A 23,784-nucleotide genomic window follows, 5' to 3' on the forward strand; every position below is an offset into this window, starting at 1 on the left:
GCTCGGCAAAGCAGCTGCAAAGCCCGCCGTTCAGATTTCCACGAGACCGACGCGCTTGACCTGGCGGATGGTGAGCATGGTGCGCACCGTATCGACATTTTCGTCCGCCGTCAGAACCTCGATGACGAAATCCTGAAACTCGGTGAGGTTTCTGGCGACGCAATGCAGCAGGAAATCGCTTTCGCCTGACACCATCCATGCCTGCCGCACCAGCGACCATCCGCCCGTCGCCGCCGCGAAGGCCTTCAGGTTGCTGTCCGCCTGCCGCTTGAGGCCGACCATGCAGAAGGCGACGAGATCGAAACCAAGCTTCGGCGCGTTCAACATGGCGTGATAACCCTCGATCACATCAGCTTCCTCAAGCTTGCGGACGCGCCGGAGGCATGGCGGTGCGGAAATACCGACCCTTTCGGCCAGTTCCACATTGGTCATGCGCCCGTCGCGCTGCAATTCGCGCAGGATTTTCAGATCGATGGCATCGAGTTCGACGCTGGTCACGGAGAAGTTCCTCGTTAAGCCGTAGAAGTTCCTTGTACTATTCGGCACGGGATTCGCAACAATATGCCGCCGGCCGGTCACAAAATTGCGCGTGCATCCACAACTGCCTTGTTGGTAACGCAAGGCTGCCCTTGAATAAAGACACTAGACAACCTTAAATACCTGCCAACGAAGGGGTTGCGGCCCGTCCGCCGTCCTGCGGCTGGAAGGCCTTGAGCGAAGACCCTGCTATTGAGAAGGAATGTTCCCATGTCTGCCCGCCACACGAAGGTATTGATCATCGGCTCCGGTCCCGCCGGCTATACCGCGGCGATCTACGCGGCCCGCGCAATGCTGAAACCTGTGCTGATTGCCGGCATGGAACAGGGCGGGCAATTGATGATCACCACCGATGTGGAGAACTATCCGGGCTTTGCCGATCCGATCCAGGGCCCATGGCTGATGGACCAGATGCTGAAACAGGCAACCCATGTGGGTGCGGAAATCGTCAGCGACCTCGTCACCGAAGTTGATACCACGACCCGGCCATTTGTGGTCAAGACCGATTCCGGTCAGGTCTGGACCGCCGATACCCTGATCATCGCCACCGGCGCCAAGGCCAAATGGCTCGGCATCGAGAGCGAGCAGCATTTTCAGGGCTTCGGTGTTTCCGCCTGCGCCACCTGCGACGGTTTCTTCTATCGCAACAAGGATGTGATCGTGGTCGGCGGCGGCAATTCCGCCGTGGAAGAAGCGCTCTATCTCGCCCATATCGCCAAATCGGTCACCGTCGTGCATCGCCGCGACAGCTTCCGTTCGGAAAAGATCCTGCAGGAACGGCTGTTCGCCAAGGAAAACGTCAAGATCCTGTGGAACACGGAAATTGCCGAAATCACCGGCGCTCCGGCCAAGCCACCCATGCCACCCTCCGTCTCGGGTGTGCGTTTGCGTGACACCAAAACCGGCGTCATCAGCGACACGCCCATCGATGGTGTCTTCGTCGCCATCGGCCATGCGCCTGCGGTTGAACTGTTCAAGGGCAAGGTGAAGCTGAAAGACAACGGCTACATGTGGACCGCCCCCGATTCCACGGCAACCGACGTCGAAGGTATCTTCGCGGCCGGTGACGTAACCGACGACATTTACCGCCAGGCGATCACCGCCGCCGGCATGGGCTGTATGGCCGCCCTCGAAGCAGAACGCTATCTCACGGCGCAACAACCGCTTGCGGTTGCAGCGGAATAACCGAAAGGCAGGATAGGCATGGCAATGCCATTGGACTGGGATAAACTGCGCATTTTTCATGCCGCAGCCGAAGCAGGGTCTTTCACCCATGCTGCCGACAAGCTGCATTTGTCCCAGTCGGCCATCAGCCGTCAGGTCAGCGCACTGGAGCAGGATGTCGGCGTCAAGCTGTTCCATCGTCACGCTCGCGGCCTGATCCTCACCGAACAGGGCGAGCTGCTGTATCGCACCGCCCATGACGTGCTGCTGAAGCTCGAAACCGTCAAGATGCAACTGACCGAAACGACGGAGAAGCCAAGCGGCAAGTTGCGCGTGACGACGACGGTTGGTCTCGGCCAGGGCTGGCTGACGGACAAGGTGCAGGAATTCCTGCAACTCTATCCGGAAATGTCGATCCAGCTCATCCTCGACAACGAGGAACTGGACGTGAACATGCGCCACGCCGATTGCGCCATCCGCCTGCGCCAGCCGCAGCAATCGGACCTTATTCAGCGCAAGCTGTTTACGGTGCACATGCATGTCTATGCCGCGCCGTCCTACATCAATCGCCACGGCGAACCGCAGTCGATCGAGGATTTGGACAATCACCGCATCATCTCCTTCGGTGAACCGGCGCCCAACTACCTTCTGGACGTCAACTGGCTGGAGAATGCCGGACGGTCTTCGGATAATACGCGCATCCCGCATCTGCAGATCAACAGCCAGACCTCGATCAAACGTGCCTGCCTGCTGGGAATAGGCATTGCCTGTCTGCCCGACTACATCGTCGGCCGCGATCCCGGTCTCATCCAGCTGTCGCTGGCTGCGGATATTCCGTCATTCGATACCTACTTCTGCTATCCCGATGAAATGAAAAACGCTGCAAAGCTGAAAGCTTTCCGAGATTTCATCGTCGCCAAGGCGCGGAACTGGAACTTCTGACGTTAAAATAGTCGGAAACCAAAGATATCCGTTTAAATTCAAATACTTAAAATTGTGAATGTGAGGGCTGCCGATGGGCGGCCCTCACCAGCATTGCACATAAAATATACCGGAAATATCGAGGCCTGCATCGCGCGCATGCCTGACCTGCACAAAAAAGAGTTGTTTCGTGCACAAAAAAGCACCATATCGCTCTCAGCTGATGCACACGGTGGCTTTTCCTCCCAGTTCCACCGCATCAGCTGTTCCCCTCTGGAGGTTTTTGACCTTCACACTTAAAGGGCCCTGGATCTATCCGGCGGCCCTCTTTTTTTACCCGCAAGAATTTTCCCCAATTTGGCGAAATATCGCACGATGCAACCTTGTTTTGCATTATTGGCGCTCCCATATTTTAGTTGGCTGTCACGCTCCCATAAGGCACGCGACAGCTGTTCCCCTCTGGAGGTTTTAACCTTCAAACTTATCAGGCCGCGGAGACATCCAGCGGCCTTCTTTTTTGGGAAGCGCTCCCGCCACCCCACAGGCCCTCACGGATACGTGATTTGTATATCGTAAATCATCGATATAAACATCGTTCATGCCAGATATTAGAGAAACACCGATGAACCCGGAGGAAGTCCTCAAAGCCCTTTCCCACCCTGCGAGGCTGAAATTTCTGGAATGGCTGAAGTGCCCGGAAAATCACTTCTGCCAGGATCATCCGCTCAGCATGGGTGTGTGCGCCAACCAGTTTCAGATCAGCGGCCTGTCTCAATCCACCGTCTCGTCGCATCTGGCGGTGTTGCAGGCAGCCGGCCTGATCCGGTCGAAGAAGGTCGGGCAATGGGTGTTTTTCGAACGCAACGAGGAAACCATCGACGCGTTCCGCAATTATCTGCACGCGAATCTCTGAGCCTCCCAAGCTTTGAGCCCTGGGGTGCCGGACCGGAAACCAGCAAGCGGTTCTCCTTCCGGCACCCAGACCGAAAGACAGCGCGCCCTAAGCGCAATTTCGCCAACCGACCAGAAAGTGAAGTCGCATGACCAGTCTTTTCGAACCGGCACAGGCCGGCGATATCGCACTCGCCAATCGTATCGTCATGGCTCCCCTCACCCGCAACCGTTCGCCGGGGGCAATTCCCAACAATCTGAACGCCACCTATTACGAGCAGCGCGCCACAGCCGGGCTGATCGTCACCGAAGGCACGCCGATTTCCCAGCAGGGACAGGGCTATGCCGATGTTCCGGGCCTCTACAAGCAGGAAGCGGTCGAAGGCTGGAAGAAGATCACCGACGGCGTGCATTCGGCCGGTGGCAAGATCGTTGCGCAGATCTGGCATGTGGGCCGCATTTCGCATACGTCGCTGCAGCCACATGGCGGCCAGCCCGTCGCTCCTTCCGCCATCCCTGCCAAATCGAAGACCTATATCATCAATGATGACGGCACCGGCGCCTTTGCGGAGACCTCCGAGCCGCGCGCGCTCACCATCGACGATATCGGCCTCATCCTTGAAGATTACCGCAGCGGCGCCCGTGCCGCGCTGGAAGCCGGTTTCGATGGTGTCGAAATCCATGCCGCCAATGGTTATCTGATCGAGCAGTTCCTGAAATCCAGCACCAACCAGCGCACCGACGATTATGGTGGCTCGATCGAAAACCGCGCCCGCTTCCTTCTGGAAGTGGTGGATGCGGTTACGGAAGAAATCGGCGCGGGCCGCACCGGCATCCGTCTCTCCCCCGTTACGCCTGCCAACGATATTTTCGAGGCCGATCCGCAGCCGCTTTACAATTACGTGGCGGAACAGCTCGGAAAGCGCAATCTCGCCTTCATCCACGTCGTCGAGGGTGCGACCGGCGGCCCGCGTGATTTCAAGCAGGGCGACAAGCCCTTCGATTACGCCGCCTTCAAGGGCGCCTATCGCAATGCCGGCGGCAAGGGCCTGTGGATCGCCAATAATGGCTACGACCGTGCAAGCGCCATCGAAGCCGTGGAAAGCGGCAAGGTCGATGCCGTCGCCTTCGGCAAGGCCTTCATCGCCAATCCGGACCTGGTGCGCCGCTTCAAGAACGATGCGCCGCTGAATGAGCCGAACCAGCCAACCTTCTATGGTGGCGGCGCAGAAGGCTATACCGACTATCCGGCGCTCGGCTGATCATTGATAAAACCAAACGCCGCACTGCTTCTCAGCAGTGCGGCGTTTGGCGTTTCAGGATGCGATGCGCGCCTGCCGGGCGGCGAAATCGGAAAACGCACCCATGACAAAGGCATTGGCCACATGCAGCGCCTGCAGAAAGCCATTGCCCGTTTCCCGGCCGATGCTCATCAGCGCCACTTGCAGGCAATAGAGGGCAAGCAAAACCAGCGCACGATTGAGGTTCGGCCGCAAATCATCGTAACGCAGCGCAAGGACCACCAGCGACGCGACGGGGACGGCGATAAACATGCCAAGCCCCTTATGCATCGAAATCAGCGATCCGTCATAATAGATCGACAACCCCGCCAAGAGCACCTGCGCTAAAATCAGCACCGGCACGCCTGCCGAAATAACCGCGAACACGCGACGCCGCGCTGACATCCCATTTGCCGCCGTGGCCATCACACCCTGCCCCCGGCATCAGCCGGATGATGGAGGCTCGCCGGTTGCTGCACCTGTTCGAGACAGCCGAGGCTCGCCAATGTCGCCGAGACGGCTGCATCAATCGGCGTCCGTGGTTCCGCTCCAAGAAAATCCGCAAGCTTGCGGTTGCTCATGCGGATCGGCATCTGCCAGAGATATTGCATTTCCAGCACTTCACGGAACAGCGGAACGAAGGGTGCGGCCAGCTTTATGCCCGGCCAGAAAAGCCGACGCATCTTGACCGGATGACCAGCAGCCCGCTCGATTGCCCCGACCAGTTGTAACCCATCGAAATCCCAGAAACCTTCCATGTGATAAACGGCGAAAGCTGGAAGCTCGCCCGAGCGATCAAGCAACCGGCCGATCGTTTCCGCCACGTCAGGCAGATAGGCCCATTGATGTCCGGCATAGGGTGCCGCAGGGTTCTGGACGCTGCGCACCGGCTTGCCCGGCCGCACCAGCATCTGTGAAAACCAGTTGTTTTTCGCATCCGGACCGAAAAAATCCCCGGCGCGGACAATCAGCACCGGCACGCCGCGCATCGACGCCATCTTCAGCCGCCGCTCCATCTCCACCCGCAACGCACCCTTGCGGGTGAAAGGCTTTTGCGGGCTGTCTTCCGTCAGAAGCGGAAAAGCATCCGGACCAAAATTATAGACGCTGCCGGGAAAGACGATCCTCGCCCCACAGGCCTCGGCCGCCGCGATGCTGTTGTCGAGCATCGGCAGCACCTGCCTGTCCCAGTTGCGATATCCCGGAGGGTTGACCGCATGGACGATGAGCGTTGCCCCTTTCGCGGCCTCCACCACGTCCTGCCGGTTCATGGCGTCGCCGGTCACGCACTCCATACCGTCCACCACACCGGATGGTGCCTGCTGGCGCGTCAGCGCCCTCACCCGCCAGCCGCGTTGCAACAGCATCTTCGCCACATGGCTGCCAACACCGCCATTCGCCCCGACGATCAGCGCCAGAGGCTGATTGTCTGCTGTATTTGCGTGTTTTTCATATATCATCGCCGTCACTCCTTCTTGTGGGCTGGAGTATCGTTCCGTTGCGCGATATACGAAATTGTCGAAATGAGTGGAGCAGATATACAAAAATTTATGGTCAAGAGCCGGGATGTCAGCTGGGATTTTTACCGCACCTTCCTCAGCGTGCTGCGTGACGGCTCGCTGTCTGCGGCCGCGCGTGAACTGGGCATCACCCAACCGACTGCGGGGCGCCATATCGGCGCGCTGGAAGAGGCGGTCGGCTTTCCGCTGTTCATCCGCTCTCCGCACGGGCTGATGCCAACGGAAGCTGCCCTTGCGCTCCGGCCCTATGCGGAAAATCTCGCGGCGACAGCGGCAGCGCTCATGCGTGCGGCATCCGGCGAAGTCGGCAAGATCGAAGGCACGGTGCGCATCAGCGCATCTGACATCATCGGCGTGGAAATGCTGCCGCCCATCGTCGCAGCCATGCAGGAAATTCACCCCCGGCTCGAGATCGAGCTTTCGCTATCGGATACGCTGGAAGACCTCTTGCGGCGCGAAGCCGATATCGCCATCCGCATGACCGAACCGCAGCAGGATGCGATCGTCATGCGCTACATCGGCAATTTCCGTCTGGGCTTTCATGCGACGCGCGACTATCTGGCGAAAGCCGGCATTCCGAAGGTCATGGAAGAATTAAACGAGCACCGGATGGTCGGTTTCGACCGCAAGACGCCTTTCATCAGGGCGGCCATTCAGCGGATGCGCGCCCTTGATCCGGAAATACCCGACATTGAAGACATCTGCTTCGAAATCCGCGCCGACAGCAATCTCGCCCAGCTTGCCATGATCCGCGCCAGCGCGGGCATCGGCGTCTGTCAGATCGGCCTTGCGCGCAAGGACCCGCGGCTGGTGCAGGTTCTTCCCGATATCGACATCCCGCTGCACACCTGGGTCGCGATGCATGAAAATCTGAAGACCTCGCCACGATGTCGTGCCATGTTCAGCGCCCTCGTCGAAGGCCTGAAGGCGCATCTCAAGGAGACCGACCCGGGCGCACCACCACAACGGCGTTAAGGCTGACCGGCAACGGAGGCCGAGCACACCTCGGTCCGCGATGATGTAAAACCAACTTGCGGAACATGTAAGGTGATGCCGATTTGACCGGAAATGCCGGCTCTTTCATCAAAACAGTCTGGCCGACGGTAAAGTCTTGTCCACGACCTCAGCTTCCGGCCGGTCACCGCCCTGGCTATATTCTTCATGCCATTGGCCGCGTTCGTCCTGATAGCTGATTTCCTCGTCATCGCCGCCCACCTGCTGTTCAGCGGCAACGATACGCGCAGCCTCGACGGCATCCGCATAGGAAGGAAAAGTTTCAGAATAAGCGCCGTTCATGCGGTAAGCGAAGCCTCCGTCATGTTCGACGATTTCATACACTACTTTGGTCATGCATGTTCCTCCTGTTTCAGTAGGCGACATGGCAACCACAACCGCGTTTCAAGCATTGCACCCAACGGGGACACCGCGGCATGAGCAGCATGTCCTGCGACATCACTATCCTACCAAAAGCACTCAAGCGCAAATCCTGCTTGATCTGAGAGACGATACGTCACAGCCTGCGGCTATCAGGGGAAGGGAAATCAATGGTGGGTTCTATTCTGAAGCAGGAGCGCATATTGCTGCTCGCGATACCGGCGGCAATCGCCGCCTATATGGCCGAACATGCGATATTCGGAGCCGGAAAGACGGCCTCGCTCATCGCCGCGATCGCCCTGATCGGGCTCATCGTTCTGGTCTCGATGCGGGTTGCCCATCACGCCGAAATCCTCGCCGCCAAGGTCGGCGATCCCTATGGCACGATGATCCTGACACTCTCGGCAGTTGCCGTGGAAGTGCTGATCCTCGCCACCATCATGAGCGAATCCAGCTCACCGACACTGGTGCGCGACACGATCTATTCCGCCGTGATGATCGACATCAACGGCATTCTCGGCCTCGCCGCCCTGCTCGGCGGGCTGCGCCACGGCGAGCAGCCCTATAATGACGATTCCGGCAAGACCTACGGCGTGATGATCCTCACCGCCATGGGCATCTCGATGATCGTGCCGGAGTTCATTCCCGACGAAAGCTGGCACGTCTATTCCGCCTTTACCATCGTCGCCATGATCGCGCTTTATGCCCTGTTCCTCAAAATGCAGGTCGGTCCGCACAGCTATTTCTTCAGCTATGCCTATCCCCGCAAGGCGCATCCCGCCGGCCAACAATCCGGCAGCCACGCGGAAGAGGAGGAAGAAGGCAGCGTGTCCCTCTCCATCGGGCTCATCATCGCCGGCGTGGTGTTGATCGGTGTACTCGCGGAATTCATGGCGGCCTTCTTAAGCCAGAGCCTCGAAGGCACCAGCGCGCCACCGGCGCTGATGGCCGTGGTGGTCGCGACGATCTCGGCATCGCCGGAAATCCTCACCGCACTCCGCTCCGCCTTGCGAAACCGCATGCAGGCCGTGGTCAACATCGCCATGGGTGCATCGCTGTCGACGGTCATTCTCACGGTGCCGGTCATGGAGGGGATCGCGCTTTATACCGGCCAGCCCTTCATCATGGCGATGACGCCGGTTCAAACCGTCATGGTCTTCATCACCCTCATCGCCGCCGCCATCAATCTCAATGATGGTGAGACCAATGCGATCGAGGGGATGACCCATTTCATCCTCTTCGCCACCTTCATCATGCTGCTGTTTCAGGGGCTTTAAAAAACCAGGGGCCTACCCGGATTTCCAGTATCTGAAAGGCGTCGTCGAAACCCCTCCGCCGTCATCCTCGGGCTTGACCCGAGGATCCATCACTCCGGGTTGTGGATCCTCGGGTCAAGCCCGAGGATGACGTCGAATGAGCGGGCATCTATCAAAAACAAAAAAAGCCCGGCATCACTGCCGGGCTTCCTTCAAGACTGTATCAACCGATCAACGGCAATCGGCGCAGAAACGCTGAATGCGCTTGCAGGCTTCTTCCAGCAGGCTTTCCGACGTGGCGTAGGAAATGCGGAAGTTCGGGCCGAGGCCGAAAGCCGATCCCTGCACGACGGCGACGCCTTCGGCTTCCAGAAGCTCGGAGACGAAGTCCACATCCGACTCGATGACCTTGCCAGATGGCGCGGTCTTGCCGATCAGGCCGGCGCAGGACGGGTAGACGTAGAATGCGCCTTCCGGTGACGGGCAATTGATGCCCTTGGCCTGGTTGAGCATGGAGACGACGAGATCACGGCGACCTTCGAAGATTTTCTTGTTGGTCGGAATGAAATCCTGCGTGCCGTTCAGCGCTTCAACAGCCGCCCATTGCGCGATCGAGCTGGCGCCCGAGGTCTGCTGGCCCTGGATCATGTCCATGGCCTTGATCAGCGGCAGCGGGCCGGCCGCGTAACCGATACGCCAGCCGGTCATGGCATAGGCCTTGGAGACGCCGTTCATCGTCAGCGTGCGGTCATAGAGCGCAGGCTCAACCTCAACCGGGGTGACGAATTTGAAATCGCCATAGGTGAGGTGCTCATACATGTCGTCCGTCAGCACCCAGACATGCGGATGCTTGACCAGCACGTCCGTCAGCGCCTTCAGTTCGTCATGCGAATAGGCGGCACCCGAGGGGTTGGAAGGCGAGTTGAACACGAACCACTTTGTCTTCGGTGTGATCGCCTTTTCCAGCGCTTCCGGCGTCAGCTTGAAATTGTCTTCAAGCGTGGTGTCGACGAATACAGGCGTGCCGCCGCAGATCGCCACCATTTCCGGGTAGCTGACCCAGTAAGGCGCGGGAATGACGACTTCGTCACCCGGGTTGAGGGTGGCCATGAAGGCGTTGAAAAGGATCTGCTTGCCGCCGGTGCCGACAATCGTCTGCTCCGGCTTGTAATCCAGGCCGTTTTCGCGCTTGAACTTGTCAGCAATGGCCTTGCGCAGTTCCGGAATGCCGGAAACGGGCGTGTATTTGGTTTCGCCGCGCTTGATGGCGTCGATGGCCGCTTCCTTGATATTATCGGGCGTATCGAAATCCGGCTCGCCGGCGCCAAGGCTGATCACATCGCGGCCCTTCGCTTTCAGCTCACGGGCTTTCTGGGTAACGGCGATGGTGGCGGATGGCTTTACGCGGGAGAGAATGTCGGCAAGGAAGGCCATTTTTAATCGGTCCTATTGGGGTTGACATCGGTAGACGCTGAAAAACTTGTCTTCTGCGGCACTTTCTATGTCGAAAGACAGACCTTCTTTCAAGGTCAAAAGCCGGCTTATGTGCTGTGGCAGGGAATTTAAACCTTCCTTAACCCGGAAGTAACGCTTGATACGCTATATTCGCGAGCCTAGGGGTCGTGTCTCTATAGCTGGTTGAAAAATGGCGCCCAAAAGCATCTTTTCCAGTCTTGTCCGCGAGGTCGATGGCACATGGTCCACGGCCTACCAAACATTCAACCTGAAATCTGCCCTGCAACCCATTTTCCGTCGAACGACGAGCGGCGCGCTCGACATCGATTCCTTCGAAGGTCTGGTGCGGCCGCATCGCAACGGCGAGCCGGTGACACCAAGCGAGTTCTTCTCCCTCGTGGAGCCTGACGATATCGAGAATATCGACAGTATCCTGCGCACCATCCACATTCTCAATACCGGCAGGCTCAACCGTTCCCGCGCCCGCATCTTCGTCAACTTCCATCCGGGCCTGTTCCAGACGCCGGCAAAGATGCGGCAGGAAGTGGAGCGCATGCGCCTTGCCGCCCACGAGGCCGGCATGACGGCAGACCGTATTGTCTGCGAAATCTCCGAGAAAAAAGCCTCCGACACGCAGATGGTCGCAGACTTCGCCTACCACATGCACGACATCGGCTTTCGCGTGGCGCTGGACGACTACGGTGCCGGCGATTCCGACATCGACCGGGTAAAACTCATCAAACCCGATTATGTCAAATTCGAAGCGGGTTGGGTACGCGATTTCATGCAGAATTCGGCAGGGGCCGCCCTTCTGCGCGTCATCGTCAGCCAGTTTCGCGACGATGGAATAGAGCCGGTATTCGAAGGGCTGGAGAGCGGCTGGCAGGTCGATCTGTGTGAGGAACTCGGCGTCGTGCTGATGCAGGGTTACGCTCTCGCCAAACCGGAACTCGCGCCCACAAGTTTCGACGCACGCTTTCCCGAACTCGGCAGCGCCTATTTCAATACTGCTCCGCGGACGGACCGTACGATGCCACCTTTTTTCCGCGAAGAGCGCCCAACGGAGCCGCATCCACAGCGCCAGACCCGCACCTTCGGAAAACGCGGCCTCTGAGCCTATCTGCGGCCGGCAGTTCTCTGTAATCACGCTTGCCACAATATTGCCGCAATAAATACCGCGGAACGCCAGAATTCGGTCTCCAAGCCGTCCATTTCGAAGCCTCTTTTATCCTTCATGGACAGGGACAAGAGGCAATCGCCATGTTTACCAACGACCGGACTTCCGTTGAAAGGTTAAGGGCGCAGAGAACGCTGTTTTCCCTCTGGATGGCAGCGGCTGCTTTTCTTGTCATCGTCACCATGGCCGCGGGTATCGCGACATCCGCCAATGCGGCGGCCCAAGCCGTCGATACATTGCAAACTGCCTCGATCCCGCAAGCGGCCACCTCGCAGGCGGGTCCGCACTTCCTGCTCATCATCCTTTCGGCTGCGGCCTTCATCGGCCTCGGCATCGGCGGCCTGACGCTTACCCGGCGCAGTCTCAAGGATGAAGCCCGCCGCTACAAATAAGGTGATGCCCCAAAAGCCATGGCAGTCGCCCCGTCTGGCGGTGACCACCTTCCGCCGGCTTGCGGCACCGGCAGGTTGCTGCTAAAGCACCCGGGAAACCGTCTGATCGACATTTCAAAAAATCCCCGAATTGCCAGGGCCGCGATTGAATGATCTTCCGGCCCCTTGTGTGCTGGTGCCAACAATGACGCGTATTCAGGCCAATATGCTGCTTTTGCTCGCCGCAGCGATATGGGGAGGCGGCTTTGTCGCGCAATCCTCCGCCATGGCCTCCATCGGCCCTTTCTGGTTCGTCGGTCTGCGTTTCGCCATTGCAGCAATCGCCGTGCTGCCTTTTGCGATGCTTGAAACCCGGTCGAAAAAATCACCGCCGCGCCGCAAGGAAATCGGCAGCTATATCCTCGTGGGGCTTGCCCTGTTCGGTGGTGCCACCACCCAGCAGGTCGGGCTTTTGACCACGACCGTCACCAATTCCAGCTTCCTGACCGGGCTTTACGTCATCTTCGTGCCCGTGATCGCCGTCGTGCTTTACCGGCGGCATCCCCATTGGATCGTCTGGCCCTGCGCCCTGATGATGCTTGGTGGCATCTTCCTCCTCTCCGGCGGCGCATTCGAGGCGCTGACAAGGGGAGATATTCTCAGCATCATCTGCGCCTTCTTCTGGGCGATCCAGATCACGCTTGCCGGCCGCTTCGTCTCCGAGAGCGGGCGGCCGCTGGCCCTCTCCTGCACTCAGTTCGCGGTTTGCTCCCTTCTTAGTTGCATGATCGGCATTGCCTTCGAACCCATCAGCATGGGCGCAATCGAAGCCTCGCTGGCAGAAATCCTCTATGTCGGCCTCGTATCCTCCGGCCTTGCCTTCGTCTTGCAGGTCATCGGCCAGCGTTACACCACGGCGCCGCAGGCGGCGATATTCCTGTCCTCGGAAGCGCTTTTCGGCGCGTTGATGGCCTCGCTTTTCCTGAATGAGACCATTTCCCGCGCCGGTTATGTCGGTTGCCTGATCATATTCATCGCCATATTGATCGTGGAACTGGTGCCGGAACTGACGCGAAAACGGCAAAAAACCGTGGCTGGAACAGCCTGACGCAAAAAGAACCGTTTTTTCTCGCTCCGCGTAAAAAACGCGTTTCGGCATCCAAAATTTTGCCGGGAACACCCACCCCAACCGGCAATTATTTCATCAAATATCGCCTATGCGAAAAAAATGTGCGATTGCACGCCGTTATTCTACCGCAGGTTTTTTATCTGACAAAAAGCCCGTGAAAACTTTTGCTTGCCAATTTTCCATAAACGCATCACTCTACCGCGGTTCGGGCAATTTGCGAGCATGGGAAGGCCTATAAAATTTGCGCACTGGGGACGCTAAAAACCTCGGGCGGTGGGACGAAAAACGTTGGATGAGAACGCCATTACTTCCCGCTGTGAAGGTCCATTTTCTCAATAGTCAAGAACTGCCTGCCAACGCCCTCGCGGGGCAAAACTGTAATGCTGCCTGTAGCTGAACGCGGGCAGAGCGAAAAGGACCTGATGCATGGCCGAAACTGGCACCGTAAAATTCTTCAATACAGACAAAGGCTTCGGCTTCATCAAGCCAGACAATGGTGGCGCTGATATCTTTGTTCACATCTCTGCTGTACAGGCTTCTGGCCTGTCCGGACTTTCAGAAAATCAGAAAGTGAGCTTCGACACGGAACCGGATCGTCGCGGCAAGGGCCCGAAGGCAGTCAATCTGCAGATTGCTGGCTGACCCTAAAACGGCTTTCTTTTCTAGTTGAAGCCCGGCAGGAATGCCGGGTTTTTTTATGCCTGCGCATACGCCATGCGTAACGCGCTCAGATCCCCTGAAGATAGGGATTGTTGCGGCGTTCATCGCCCAGCCGACCACCAGGACCATGCCCGCAGATGAACCCGACATCGTCGCCGAGCGGCAAAAGCTTGTCGCGAATGGACGCCATCAATTGCTCGTGGTTCCCGCCGGGCAGATCGGTCCGCCCCACCGACCCAGCAAACAGTACGTCACCAACATGGGCAAATTGCTGGTCACGATTATAATAGATGACGTGGCCGGGGGCGTGGCCCGGGCAGTGATAGACCTCAAAGACATGGTCCCCGAAGGATACCCTGTCCCCGTCCTTCAGCCATTTGTCCGGCACAACATTCTGAAGACCGGCGATACCGTATTTTTCGGCCTGCACCTCGATCCTGTCCAGCAACGGCCGGTCATCCTCATGCGGACCGATCACCGGCAGCGAAAGTTTCGCGCGCAATTCCTCGGCACCGCCAGCATGATCGAGATGTCCATGGGTCAGCCAGATTTCCTTGAGGGTGATGCCGTTTTCAGCGACGACCTGAAGGATGACGTCCACATCGCCGCCGGGATCAACGACAACACCCTCCTTGGTATCCTGATCGAAGAGGATGGTGCAGTTCTGCTCGAACGGCGTGACCGGAATAATGCCCGCCTGCAACTTTCCCATATCCCGTGTCTCCTTGTCCGAAAAATCCCGCTTCCTATAGACCGCGACCGGCCCCAGTACAATGGCGGAGAAAAGATACGGCTTTTCCGTTGCCGGATTGCCTTTAAAAATAACAATAAAATTCAATAAGATAACCGGCATATTCCTGCTCAAAACGGAAATTGCTACCGAAAAATGTGGAACGCCCGGGTGGCTCCGACGTTGTAGCTCCAGTCTTAAAAGGAGTGAGACACATGGACAAGACGCTTAAAATGCTCATGGCTGGCGGCGCTTTCGCCCTGATGGCCGGTTATGCAAACGCCGCCATGGTCGCCACCACCGCATCGGATATTTCCGTTCGCTCAGGCCCCGGCGAAGACTATCCCGAACTGGGCCTGGCCACCCGTGGCAGCAGTGCGGTTCTGGACGGCTGCATGGATGGCAGCAGCTGGTGCCGCATCGAGGTCAATGGCCTGCGCGGTTGGGCGCATGCGGACTATCTGAATGTCATGTATGAGGGTTCTCCCGTCATTCTCGAAGACCGTCGCACCGAACTCAGCGTGCCTGTCGTGACGTATGAGAAGACCTCAAGCGTGCAGGCTGAACCAAATCCCGGTGATCCGAATCTCGGCCGCGTTGGCGATGTCGACATCACCCCGCCCGAAGCGGTTATCACCTATATGGACGAGCATCCTGCGGACACCGTCACCTTCGATGGCGACGTGGTCGTCGGCACAACTCTGCCGTCAGATACCCGTCTCGTTGAAGTTCCCGACTATCAGTATCGTTATGTCCGGGTGAACGACGTGCCGGTTCTGGTCGAGCCATCAACCCACCGCATCGTCTACGTCTACCAGTAGACCCACTTACTGAACGGTATGAAACAACTGAAGAGCGCGGGCTTCCCGCGCTCTTTTCTATTTCCGGTAAAGGTCACTCAGGATTCCAGTTGCACCCGCACCCGCAGCATATTATCCACCGCAACAGAAAATGATCGGCGACATTCTCCCGAGCGGACGCATTTTCGGCTATGTTTACAGAATATTGGCGCATCGACGTATGTCAGCCGCAGGATATGAAGGAACCGCAGTGCCACCGCAATCGCTCAAAACCGCCGCCGCGAGGCAAATACCGGCACTCCCGAAGGTTGACGACGGCAAGATCGACTTCGATACGATCGAGGCGCTGTTTTTTGCCTATCGCGATTTCGTCTCCGATCCCGATGTCATCCTGTCGAAGCTGGAATATGGCCGTGCGCATCACCGGGTGGTCTATTTCGTCAGCCGGCAACCCGGCATGACGGTGGCGGATCTGCTCGACACGCTTCAGATCACCAAACAGAGCCTTGCTCGCGTGCTGAAGCAATTGATCGACGACGGTTATATCCGCCAGATGGCCGGTCCCGAAGACCGCCGCCAGCGGCGGCTTTATCCGACGCTGACCGGACGCGAACTGGCGCTGGCGCTGAGTGAACCGCAATCGCGGCGTATCGATCGTGCGCTGGAGGGACTTGGTCCCGATGCCCGCGCCTGCGTGCGAAAATTCCTGGCGCAGATGCGCAGCCCGACAACAGCGGAAGGCGAGTGACGATGGCGACAGCAACGACAAAGCGCCCGCCGGCTGATGATGACGCCGCCCACCTCCTCATCGTTGACGACGACGCCCGCATTCGCAACCTTCTCCAGCGCTTTCTGGGTGAGAAGGGATACCGCATTTCCGTCGCTGCAGATGCGGCCGAAGCCCGGCGCAAGATGATCGGCATCCGTTTCGACCTGCTCATCCTCGACGTGATGATGCCGGGAGAAAACGGACTTTCGCTCACCCGCTCGCTGAACGAGGACAAATCCGTGCCGGTCATTCTGCTGACCGCCCGCTCGGAAGCGGATTCCCGCATCGAGGGGCTGGAGGCCGGGGCGGATGACTATCTCGCCAAACCCTTCGATCCGCGCGAACTCGTGCTGCGCATCAACAACATCCTGCGGCGCAACACCTCGCCAGATACACCGAAGATCGAGCAGATCATGTTCGGGCCCTACAGCTTCTCCATTCCCAAGAAGGAATTGCGCCGCGGCCCCGAAACCATCCGCCTGACGGACCGCGAGCAGGAGATCATGCTGCTTTTTGCACTTCGCGCCGGTGACACCATCCCACGGCACGAACTGGTCGAGGCGGAATCGGAAGTGGGCGAAAGAACCATCGACGTGCAGATCAACCGTCTTCGCCGCAAGATCGAGGACGACCCCGCCAATCCGGTCTATCTGCAAACGGTACGCGGCATCGGCTACCGGCTGAGCGTGGACTGACAAGGACAAACGAAAGGCGGGCGCACGGCCATGGCAAGCCTCGATTTTCTCAGTACGGTCAAAAAAAGTGGTATAGCAAAGGCTTGGCGCTCGTTTGCCAGAGGACTGCGCCATTGGCTGCCCACCGGGCTTTATACACGTTCGCTGCTGATCATCATTTTGCCGATGATCCTGCTTCAGGGCGTGGTCGCCGCCGTCTTCATGGAGCGGCACTGGCAGCTGGTGACGGAACGTCTTTCCGCTGCCGTGACGCGCGATATCGCCGCGATCATCGAGCTCCTGCAAACCGACCCCGAGGAAGATGACTACCAGCGCGTCATCCGCATTGCCCGCGAGAAGCTGGATCTCAGCGTCTATATCGAACCCAAGGCAGACCTGCCCGCGCCGAGGCCGGAGCCGCTGTTTTCGATCCTCGACAGAATTCTGGCCGATCAGTTGACGCAGCAGATCGGCAGGCCATTCTGGATCGATACCTATGGCAACGGCTCTCTGGTCGAAATCCGCGTCCAGCTGGACGACAAAACCCTGCGCGTCTTCACCAGCCGCAGCGCAGCCTATGCCTCAAATACCCATATCTTCCTCGTCTGGATGGTCGGCGCATCGCTGGTGTTGATTGCTATCTCGATCCTCTTCCTGCGCGGGCAGATCAAGCCCATCGAAGCGCTTGCCAAGGCGGCAGAGAATTTCGGCCGCGGCCAGAAACTCACAGCCTATTCTCCCCGTGGCGCAGATGAAGTCCGGCGGGCGGGCCTCGCCTTCATCCTGATGCGCGAACGCATCGAGCGGCAGATGGAACAGCGCACGGCCATGCTGAACGGCGTCAGCCACGACCTGCGCACCATCCTCACCCGTTTCAAGCTGCAACTGGCTCTGGCGGGCGATAATCCGGACCTTGAAGGGTTGGACAAGGATGTCGAGGACATGCAGTCGATGCTGGAGGCCTATCTGACCTTTGCCCGCACCGATGTCGAAGAGGACGTCGGCACGCTCGAGCTTCCCGCACTTCTGGAGAAGATCGGCCATGATTTCGAGCTTCACGGCAAGAAATTCAGCTACGAGCTTTATAATATCGACCGCATCATCGCGCGCCCGAATGCTCTTTCCCGCCTCGTCGCCAATCTGGCGGAGAATGCCCGGCGTTATGCGACCAATCTGCACATCGATATCCGCAAGGCGCCGCGCTCCATCATCATGACCTTCGATGATGACGGCGCGGGTATTCCGGAAGCTTCTAGAGAGGATGTCTTCAAGCCGTTCTTCCGGCTGGATGAGGCGCGCAACCTCAACGCCTCCGGTACGGGACTTGGCCTCTCCATCGTCCGCGACATCGCCCGCAGCCATGGCGGCGACGTATCGCTGGATGACAGCCCCTTGGGCGGACTGCGGGTAATCGTCAAAATTCCGGCGTAGGACGCCGAACAGAAAACTGTCATGAGGCGTTGGGGAGTCCCGTGCTCAACCTGAAAGATCGAACGCCCGTGCTGCTGTCTCAGCACATTTTCTCGCCGTTCGGCACCGGCCGTTCAACGGCGGCAAGCACGATATCACCGTTACCGTCGGCAAAGCCGAGCGTCAGGACCTCGGAGCGGAACGGACCGATCTGGCGCGGCGGAAAATTCACCACACCCAGCACCTGCCGGCCAACCAGACTTTCAGGCGTATAATGCACCGTAATCTGCGCTGAAGATTTCTTGATGCCGATCTCAGGTCCGAAATCGATTTTTACCTTGATTGCCGGCTTGCGGGCTTCGGGAAAGGGTTCAGCCTCAACGATCGTACCGACACGAATGTCGACCTTCTCAAAATCGGCGTAGGAAATTTCACCGCTCATGCCCTGCTCCCACCCGCCTGCAATGATTCAACCAGCAAGTTCTTCGGCGCGTTTTTTTGCCGCCGCAACCGCCTTGTCGAACAGCGGCTGCATGCCATCCTCAGCCATCAGCACGGAAAGTGCCGCAGCCGTCGTGCCGCCCGGTGAGGTCACATTCTGGCGCAGCCGCGCCGCCTCATCGGGAGACTGGTGCAGCAACTCACCTGCGCCGGCCACGGTTTCTCGCGCCAGGCGCATGGCCACATCCGCCGGCAGACCGGCCTTACGGCCGGCTTCCGCCATGCATTCCACCAGATAAAAGACATAGGCCGGGCCGCTGCCCGAGACAGCGGTCACCGCGTCTATATCGCTTTCGGTTTCCACCCATTCGACCGGACCGCTGACCTTCAGCAATCCGTCCACCACAGCCTTAAGCTCCGGCGTTACCAGTTCATTGGCATAGGCGCCCGTCACACCGCGCCCCACCATGGCCGGCGTGTTGGGCATGGCCCGCACGGCGGCAACCGCGCCGAACTGCGACACGAAGGTGCCGATGGTCGTGCCGGCGGCAATCGAGACAACGACGGTATCCGGCCCCAGCAAGGGCTTGAGAGACGGTAGCACGGCTTCCATCATCTGCGGTTTCACCGCCACGAAAAGAATGCCTGCCTTGACGCCCTGCGGAACGCTTGGACTATGCGCCGCGCCGGCTTCGGCAATCGTCGTGCGCATGGCATCGGAAGGGCCCGGATCGACGACGATGACCTGAGATCCCGGCACGCCCTTTTTCAGCCAGCCCGAAAGCATGGCGCCGCCCATATTGCCGGCGCCGACGAGGACGAGCGGACCGGAAGCCTTGTACACCATCGTCACGCTTCTCCGACGGTCTCGAACATGACCGCTTCGATTGCACTTTTCGCATCCAGCCCCGACCAGACTACGAACTGGAATGCCTGATAATATTGTTCGCAGGCTTCCAGCGCGCTGGAAAGCAGCACTTCCACCTGCTGGTTGTTCGGTTCGGCACCACCAGCCAGAAGCAGGGACTGCCGGAAGATCACCACGTCTTCCTGCCGCCACAGATCGAAATGACCCATCAGCACCTGGCCGTTGACCTGCGAGAGCAGGCGAATGACTTCATTGACACGCTGGTCAGGTACCTTGATGTCGAAAGCGCAAGCCAGATGCAGCGCTTCGAAATCCTCCATCCACGCAAAGGAAACGTGATAGTCGGCCCAGTGGCCCGCCACCGTCATGGCGATCTCGTCTTCACCGGAACGCTCGAACGACCAGTCGTTCGAGGCGGCGACAATCTCGATCATGTCCACGGGATTGGACTGACGCTCAATTTCAAATTCTATCAGGCTCATGCGGCACCTTCTCAGCCGGTATGGAATGTTCTGTTTTGAACGCCGGGCACAAAACGCACACACAAACCGGATTCAACATTTGAGACGATTGCCCGACACCAACAGAATTACGCATTCACCCTGTCCGGAGCTTACCAGGTCGTTTCGAATCATCATTTAAAATCAGTGTATAATGGCCGAGTCCTGCTGCCACCCCTTGGCTGCCATTTTTGCTTTTTGAACAGTGGATATCTTCTCCCCCATCACCTCAGGCGAGATACATAAGCGACTCTGGCGATTGCGTTTTTTGGAAGTGTCCACAGGCCCCAAAAAAATCGCGCTGGAGGCTGGTTACGGCAACCGGAGATTAGTTCGGGTTGCATGGCCCGTAAACAAAAAGTCCCGGAATCGCAGGCGATCCGGGACCCATCAGGAAAAAGCGCTAAAGAATCAGTCGTTAGTGGCCGAAAGCTTTGCTTCCAGAGCCTCGATGCGGGCGCGCAGCGCGTCGTTTTCATCGCGCGCCTTGATGGCCATTTCACGCACCGCGTCGAATTCCTCACGCTTGACGACATCAAGACTGTTCAGCCAGCGATCGGCCTGTGCATGAAGGGCGGCTTCCGCTTCCTTGCGCACGCCCTGCGCCGCGCCGGCCGCATCGGTCATCAGCTTGGCGAATTCATCCAGAATACGGTTGGTGCCTGTCGTGCTCATGGCGCTGTTCCTTCGTCGGTTCAGGGAGCGTTCCATTCCCTGCTGTTGATGCCTTTCAGGTAGGTGCTCGGCAGCCGCCTTGCAAGCGAAATCGAAAAATGCGGCCTTTCGCTGCAGCGCCCGGCATCGCAATCCGCTCACGAAAAATCACCTTGACCGCCGCCTCGGCAATCGCCATTTTCCTTGGCGTCAGGGAGACCGGTGAGCATCATCGCCCGGCCCCTTGAGGCAATGGATCATTCTGTTGTCCGCCCAGCAACGATGACGGAATATACGGATTGTTAGCCGCTCCCACTCAACTTGCCATCATGCCATTTCCCAATATCGATCCGGTTGCGCTCTCCATCGGGCCTCTGGCGATCCACTGGTATGGCATTGCCTACGTCGCCGGCATCATGCTCGGCTGGTTTTATGCCCGTCGCCTCGCCCGCACGGATCGCCTGTGGCCAAACGATACGTCGCCGATCTCGGCACAGCATCTTGACGATTTTATCCTGTGGGCAGCGGGCGGCATCGTGCTCGGCGGCCGCATCGGCTACATCCTGTTTTACGATCTCGGCGCCGTTGCCGCCAACCCGATACGGGCGCTGGAAATATGGAACGGCGGCATGTCGTTCCATGGCGGGCTTATCGGCACTACCATTGCCATGATCCTCTTTGCCCGCAAGAACGGCATCCCGGTCTGGAGCATGTTCGATGTCATTGCGGCCGTGGCACCCATCGGTCTGCTGTTCGGCCGCATCGCCAATTTCATCAATGGCGAATTGTGGGGGCGCATCGCCGACGTTCCATGGGCAGTCGTGTTCCCAACCGGCGGTCCGTTTGCGCGGCACCCGAGCCAGCTTTATGAAGCTGGCCTCGAAGGCCTTGTGCTCGTCATCATTCTGGCCATTGCCATCTATGCCTTCAAGGCGCTGAAGACGCCCGGCGTCGTCACCGGCATCTTCGTCTGCGGTTACGCGCTGTCGCGCATCTTCGTGGAATTCTTCCGCGAGCCGGACGCCCAGATCGGTTATCTGGCCGGCAACTGGCTGACCATGGGCATGGTGCTTTCCACACCCATGTTCCTTCTGGGGCTGTGGGCGGTCCTTCGCGCGCGCGGCGCGGCAAAAAGCGCCTGAGCGGTATGGCCTGCCATGACCACACCGCTTGCGCAACGCATCAAATCCCTTATCCGGCTCAACGGTCCGCTCAGCGTCACCGATTATTTCTCGCTTTGCCTCGCTGATCCCGAACACGGATATTACAAGAGCCGCGAACCCTTCGGCCGCTCGGGTGATTTCATCACCGCACCCGAGGTCAGCCAGCTTTTCGGAGAAATGCTCGGGGTTTTCGTTGTCCATGCCTGGCAGCGGCACGGCGCACCGGCTCAAACGCAGCTGGTGGAAATCGGCCCCGGTCGCGGCAGCATGATGTCGGACATGCTGCGCGTCATCCGCCGCATCGCGCCGCCGCTTTACGAAACGATGCGGGTGCATCTGGTTGAAACCAGTCCCCGCCTTTCCACAATCCAGAAAGAAACGCTTGCCGACCATGCCGACCGGCTGACATGGCATGAAAGTTTCGACGTGGTGCCCGAAGGCTTCCTGCTCCTCGTCACGAACGAACTTTTCGACGCCATTCCGATCCGGCAATTCGTGAGAACACCGCAGGGTTTTCGCGAACGGGTCGTCAGTCTCGATGCGAATGACGAGCTTGTCTTCTCGACCGGCCTTGCCAGCATCGACCCGGCCCTTTTGCCGCCGCAGCCTGAACGACAGCCGCTTGGCACCATATTCGAAGTTTCACCCGCCCGCGAAGCCGTGATGACGGCCATCTGCCAGCGCCTGTCGGCCCATGGCGGTACGGCGCTCGCCGTCGATTACGGCCATCTGGTCGCCGGGTTTGGCGACACCCTGCAGGCCATGCGCAACCATGCCTTCGACCCGCCATTGGCACATCCGGGCGAGGCCGACCTGACGAGCCACGTCGATTTCGAAAGCCTCGTGAAAACAGCGCAGGCAACCGGCGTTCATATCAATGGCACGCTGAGGCAGGGTGACTTTCTCTATGGCCTCGGCCTTAAGGAAAGGGCGAGCGCACTTGCCGCAAAAGCAACACCTGACCAGACCCTGGACATAGCCGAAGCGGTCAACCGTCTCGCCGGCGAAGGGGCCGGCAAGATGGGGGAACTTTTCAAGGTCGTCGCCGTTTCAAGTCCCGCGCTTCATCTCATGCCGTTTCGTGCGGTGGATTGACAGCGCAATAACCTCTGGGCCAACATCGCCGCGACACACGAAGCAGGCACACTGCATCACACACGCCGCGCAACGCCGCAGCAACAGGAAACATCTCGCTTAACGCACCCCACTGGCCAACAGCGATATTCTCCAAGGAACTCCCGCACCATGCAGAACGCAACGCTGCCGCTCCCCATCCAGAGCCCCCTGCTCGCCGCCTCTAGTGAAAACCGTGTTCGCCACGGTTTTTTCACCCGGCAGGGCGGCGTCTCCTCAGGGCTTTATCAGGGTCTCAATGTCGGTCTCGGCTCGCATGACGAGCCTGAACTTGTGCAGGAAAACCGGCGGCGCGTGGCGCAATGGTTCGGCCTGTCCGCGGAACGCCTCGCCACCGTGCATCAGGTCCATTCCCCTGATGTCCTCGTGGTCGACGAAAACTATGATGGCAACCGCCCGCAGGCCGATGCAATGGTGACAGCGACGCCGGGTTTCGTGCTTGGCGTGCTGAGCGCCGATTGCGGCCCGATCCTGTTTGCCGATGCCGAAGCCGGTGTCGTGGGCGCTGCCCATGCCGGCTGGAAGGGTGCATTGTTCGGCGTTCTCGAAAACACCATCGAGACCATGACAAAGCTGGGCGCCAGCCGCGAGCGCATCTCCGCCTCACTCGGCCCCTCCATCAGCCAGAGCAATTACGAGGTCGGGCCGGAATATGTGGCGCGCTTCACCGATATCGATCCGGCTTACGCGGTTTATTTCACCGAAGCGGATAAGCAGGGCCATGCCCTCTTCGATCTCAAGCGGTTCACCATCGACCGTCTGACCAAAGCCGGCGTAAAGGCGGAAAATCTCGGCCTCTGCACCTATCCTGACGAAGAACGTTTCTATTCCTACCGCCGCACCACCCACCGCGCCGAACCCGATTATGGCCGGCAGATTTCCGCAATCGCAATTCTGGAGGACTGA

27 protein-coding genes are annotated in these 23,784 nt (G+C 58.8%); 17 read left to right on the forward strand and 10 right to left on the reverse strand.

Annotation, left to right across the window (positions count from 1 at the left end):
- Positions 1 to 30: 30 nt before the first annotated feature.
- Positions 31 to 498 carry an Lrp/AsnC family transcriptional regulator gene (locus tag AKG12_RS05200; RefSeq protein ID WP_052818056.1) on the reverse strand — a complete coding sequence of 156 codons (468 nt, stop codon included), beginning with the start codon at positions 496 to 498 and terminating at the stop codon, positions 31 to 33.
- Positions 499 to 747: 249 nt separating this feature from the next.
- Between AKG12_RS05200 and trxB the strand changes: the two genes are divergently transcribed.
- The 4 genes from trxB to AKG12_RS05220 all read left to right on the forward strand — a co-directional run bounded on the left by trxB (position 748) and on the right by AKG12_RS05220 (position 4,775).
- Positions 748 to 1,722, forward strand: coding sequence for a thioredoxin-disulfide reductase (gene trxB / locus AKG12_RS05205; protein ID WP_052818057.1), 975 nt, complete (start codon positions 748 to 750; stop codon positions 1,720 to 1,722).
- Positions 1,723 to 1,746: 24 nt separating this feature from the next.
- The gene (locus tag AKG12_RS05210; protein WP_046798419.1) at positions 1,747 to 2,643 is read left to right on the forward strand and encodes a LysR family transcriptional regulator VtlR; all 897 of its coding nucleotides are present in this window, start codon (positions 1,747 to 1,749) and stop codon (positions 2,641 to 2,643) included.
- A 601-nt stretch (positions 2,644 to 3,244) separates the two neighbouring features.
- Positions 3,245 to 3,535 (forward strand): ArsR/SmtB family transcription factor, encoded by a 291-nt coding sequence (locus AKG12_RS05215; RefSeq protein WP_046797991.1) that lies wholly within the window; start codon positions 3,245 to 3,247, stop codon positions 3,533 to 3,535.
- 127 nt (positions 3,536 to 3,662) lie between these two features.
- Positions 3,663 to 4,775, forward strand: coding sequence for an alkene reductase (locus tag AKG12_RS05220; RefSeq protein WP_046797990.1), 1,113 nt, complete (start codon positions 3,663 to 3,665; stop codon positions 4,773 to 4,775).
- A 54-nt stretch (positions 4,776 to 4,829) separates the two neighbouring features.
- On the opposite strand, the gene AKG12_RS05225 is transcribed toward AKG12_RS05220, so the two are convergent.
- Together AKG12_RS05225 and AKG12_RS05230 are read right to left on the reverse strand one after the other, a co-directional pair.
- Positions 4,830 to 5,219 carry a DUF6220 domain-containing protein gene (locus AKG12_RS05225; protein ID WP_052818058.1) on the reverse strand — a complete coding sequence of 130 codons (390 nt, stop codon included), beginning with the start codon at positions 5,217 to 5,219 and terminating at the stop codon, positions 4,830 to 4,832.
- Positions 5,219 to 6,253: an NAD-dependent epimerase/dehydratase family protein gene (locus tag AKG12_RS05230; protein ID WP_052818059.1), complete on the reverse strand. Its 1,035-nt coding sequence runs from the start codon at positions 6,251 to 6,253 to the stop codon at positions 5,219 to 5,221. Before AKG12_RS05230 ends, AKG12_RS05225 begins: the two co-directional genes overlap by 1 nt.
- Before the next feature lie 90 nt (positions 6,254 to 6,343).
- Here AKG12_RS05230 and AKG12_RS05235 point away from each other — a divergent pair, with 90 nt between their 5' ends.
- Positions 6,344 to 7,288, forward strand: coding sequence for a LysR family transcriptional regulator (locus AKG12_RS05235; protein WP_046797987.1), 945 nt, complete (start codon positions 6,344 to 6,346; stop codon positions 7,286 to 7,288).
- 108 nt (positions 7,289 to 7,396) lie between these two features.
- Here the strand turns inward: AKG12_RS05235 and AKG12_RS05240 are convergent, their stop codons facing one another.
- A complete protein-coding gene (locus AKG12_RS05240; RefSeq protein WP_046797986.1) occupies positions 7,397 to 7,663 on the reverse strand; it encodes a DUF2188 domain-containing protein in 267 nt (88 codons plus the stop codon).
- Positions 7,664 to 7,857: 194 nt separating this feature from the next.
- On the opposite strand from AKG12_RS05240, the gene AKG12_RS05245 reads away from it, so the two are divergent.
- Positions 7,858 to 8,964 carry a calcium:cation antiporter gene (locus tag AKG12_RS05245; RefSeq protein WP_052818060.1) on the forward strand — a complete coding sequence of 369 codons (1,107 nt, stop codon included), beginning with the start codon at positions 7,858 to 7,860 and terminating at the stop codon, positions 8,962 to 8,964.
- Positions 8,965 to 9,174: 210 nt separating this feature from the next.
- Here AKG12_RS05245 and AKG12_RS05250 read toward each other — a convergent pair whose 3' ends face one another.
- Positions 9,175 to 10,377, reverse strand: coding sequence for a pyridoxal phosphate-dependent aminotransferase (locus tag AKG12_RS05250; protein ID WP_052818061.1), 1,203 nt, complete (start codon positions 10,375 to 10,377; stop codon positions 9,175 to 9,177).
- A 211-nt stretch (positions 10,378 to 10,588) separates the two neighbouring features.
- Between AKG12_RS05250 and AKG12_RS05255 the strand changes: the two genes are divergently transcribed.
- From AKG12_RS05255 to AKG12_RS05275, 4 genes are all read left to right on the forward strand, one after another.
- A complete protein-coding gene (locus AKG12_RS05255; RefSeq protein WP_052818062.1) occupies positions 10,589 to 11,512 on the forward strand; it encodes an EAL domain-containing protein in 924 nt (307 codons plus the stop codon).
- Between the two features lie 146 nt (positions 11,513 to 11,658).
- Complete coding sequence (locus tag AKG12_RS05260; protein WP_080841942.1) at positions 11,659 to 11,967, forward strand: hypothetical protein; 309 nt, start codon at positions 11,659 to 11,661, stop codon at positions 11,965 to 11,967.
- A 184-nt stretch (positions 11,968 to 12,151) separates the two neighbouring features.
- On the forward strand, positions 12,152 to 13,054 hold the full coding sequence (locus tag AKG12_RS05265) for a DMT family transporter (protein WP_052818063.1): 903 nt from the start codon (positions 12,152 to 12,154) through the stop codon (positions 13,052 to 13,054).
- Between the two features lie 447 nt (positions 13,055 to 13,501).
- Positions 13,502 to 13,717 carry a cold-shock protein gene (locus AKG12_RS05275; RefSeq protein WP_003494703.1) on the forward strand — a complete coding sequence of 72 codons (216 nt, stop codon included), beginning with the start codon at positions 13,502 to 13,504 and terminating at the stop codon, positions 13,715 to 13,717.
- Between the two features lie 85 nt (positions 13,718 to 13,802).
- Here AKG12_RS05275 and AKG12_RS05280 read toward each other — a convergent pair whose 3' ends face one another.
- Complete coding sequence (locus AKG12_RS05280) at positions 13,803 to 14,447, reverse strand: MBL fold metallo-hydrolase (protein WP_046798418.1); 645 nt, start codon at positions 14,445 to 14,447, stop codon at positions 13,803 to 13,805.
- A gap of 233 nt (positions 14,448 to 14,680) precedes the next feature.
- On the opposite strand from AKG12_RS05280, the gene AKG12_RS05285 reads away from it, so the two are divergent.
- The 4 genes from AKG12_RS05285 to AKG12_RS05300 all read left to right on the forward strand — a co-directional run bounded on the left by AKG12_RS05285 (position 14,681) and on the right by AKG12_RS05300 (position 18,139).
- On the forward strand, positions 14,681 to 15,286 hold the full coding sequence (locus AKG12_RS05285) for a DUF1236 domain-containing protein (protein WP_046797980.1): 606 nt from the start codon (positions 14,681 to 14,683) through the stop codon (positions 15,284 to 15,286).
- A gap of 199 nt (positions 15,287 to 15,485) precedes the next feature.
- Positions 15,486 to 16,013, forward strand: a complete 528-nt coding sequence (locus AKG12_RS05290) for a MarR family winged helix-turn-helix transcriptional regulator (protein ID WP_052818353.1) — start codon at positions 15,486 to 15,488, stop codon at positions 16,011 to 16,013.
- A 2-nt stretch (positions 16,014 to 16,015) separates the two neighbouring features.
- Positions 16,016 to 16,729, forward strand: a complete 714-nt coding sequence (locus AKG12_RS05295) for a response regulator (protein ID WP_046797979.1) — start codon at positions 16,016 to 16,018, stop codon at positions 16,727 to 16,729.
- A gap of 30 nt (positions 16,730 to 16,759) precedes the next feature.
- On the forward strand, positions 16,760 to 18,139 hold the full coding sequence (locus tag AKG12_RS05300) for an ATP-binding protein (protein ID WP_052818065.1): 1,380 nt from the start codon (positions 16,760 to 16,762) through the stop codon (positions 18,137 to 18,139).
- 79 nt (positions 18,140 to 18,218) lie between these two features.
- On the opposite strand, the gene AKG12_RS05305 is transcribed toward AKG12_RS05300, so the two are convergent.
- The 4 genes from AKG12_RS05305 to AKG12_RS05320 form a co-directional block, all read right to left on the reverse strand.
- A complete protein-coding gene (locus tag AKG12_RS05305; RefSeq protein WP_045018976.1) occupies positions 18,219 to 18,560 on the reverse strand; it encodes a tRNA-binding protein in 342 nt (113 codons plus the stop codon).
- Between the two features lie 27 nt (positions 18,561 to 18,587).
- Positions 18,588 to 19,406 (reverse strand): pyrroline-5-carboxylate reductase, encoded by an 819-nt coding sequence (proC, locus tag AKG12_RS05310; RefSeq protein ID WP_052818066.1) that lies wholly within the window; start codon positions 19,404 to 19,406, stop codon positions 18,588 to 18,590.
- Between the two features lie 2 nt (positions 19,407 to 19,408).
- Positions 19,409 to 19,909, reverse strand: coding sequence for a type III secretion system chaperone family protein (locus AKG12_RS05315; protein ID WP_052818067.1), 501 nt, complete (start codon positions 19,907 to 19,909; stop codon positions 19,409 to 19,411).
- Positions 19,910 to 20,338: 429 nt separating this feature from the next.
- The gene (locus AKG12_RS05320; RefSeq protein ID WP_046797974.1) at positions 20,339 to 20,602 is read right to left on the reverse strand and encodes an accessory factor UbiK family protein; all 264 of its coding nucleotides are present in this window, start codon (positions 20,600 to 20,602) and stop codon (positions 20,339 to 20,341) included.
- Positions 20,603 to 20,910: 308 nt separating this feature from the next.
- Between AKG12_RS05320 and lgt the strand changes: the two genes are divergently transcribed.
- From lgt to pgeF, 3 genes are all read left to right on the forward strand, one after another.
- Complete coding sequence (gene lgt, locus AKG12_RS05325; protein ID WP_046797973.1) at positions 20,911 to 21,723, forward strand: prolipoprotein diacylglyceryl transferase; 813 nt, start codon at positions 20,911 to 20,913, stop codon at positions 21,721 to 21,723.
- Between the two features lie 15 nt (positions 21,724 to 21,738).
- Complete coding sequence (locus tag AKG12_RS05330; protein WP_052818068.1) at positions 21,739 to 22,839, forward strand: class I SAM-dependent methyltransferase; 1,101 nt, start codon at positions 21,739 to 21,741, stop codon at positions 22,837 to 22,839.
- A 150-nt stretch (positions 22,840 to 22,989) separates the two neighbouring features.
- Entirely contained in the window at positions 22,990 to 23,784 is a 795-nt protein-coding gene (pgeF, locus tag AKG12_RS05335) for a peptidoglycan editing factor PgeF (RefSeq protein ID WP_046797971.1), read from the forward strand.

It is taken from the genome of Agrobacterium sp. SUL3 (assembly GCF_001263295.1).
Taxonomy (GTDB): domain Bacteria; phylum Pseudomonadota; class Alphaproteobacteria; order Rhizobiales; family Rhizobiaceae; genus Agrobacterium; species Agrobacterium tomkonis.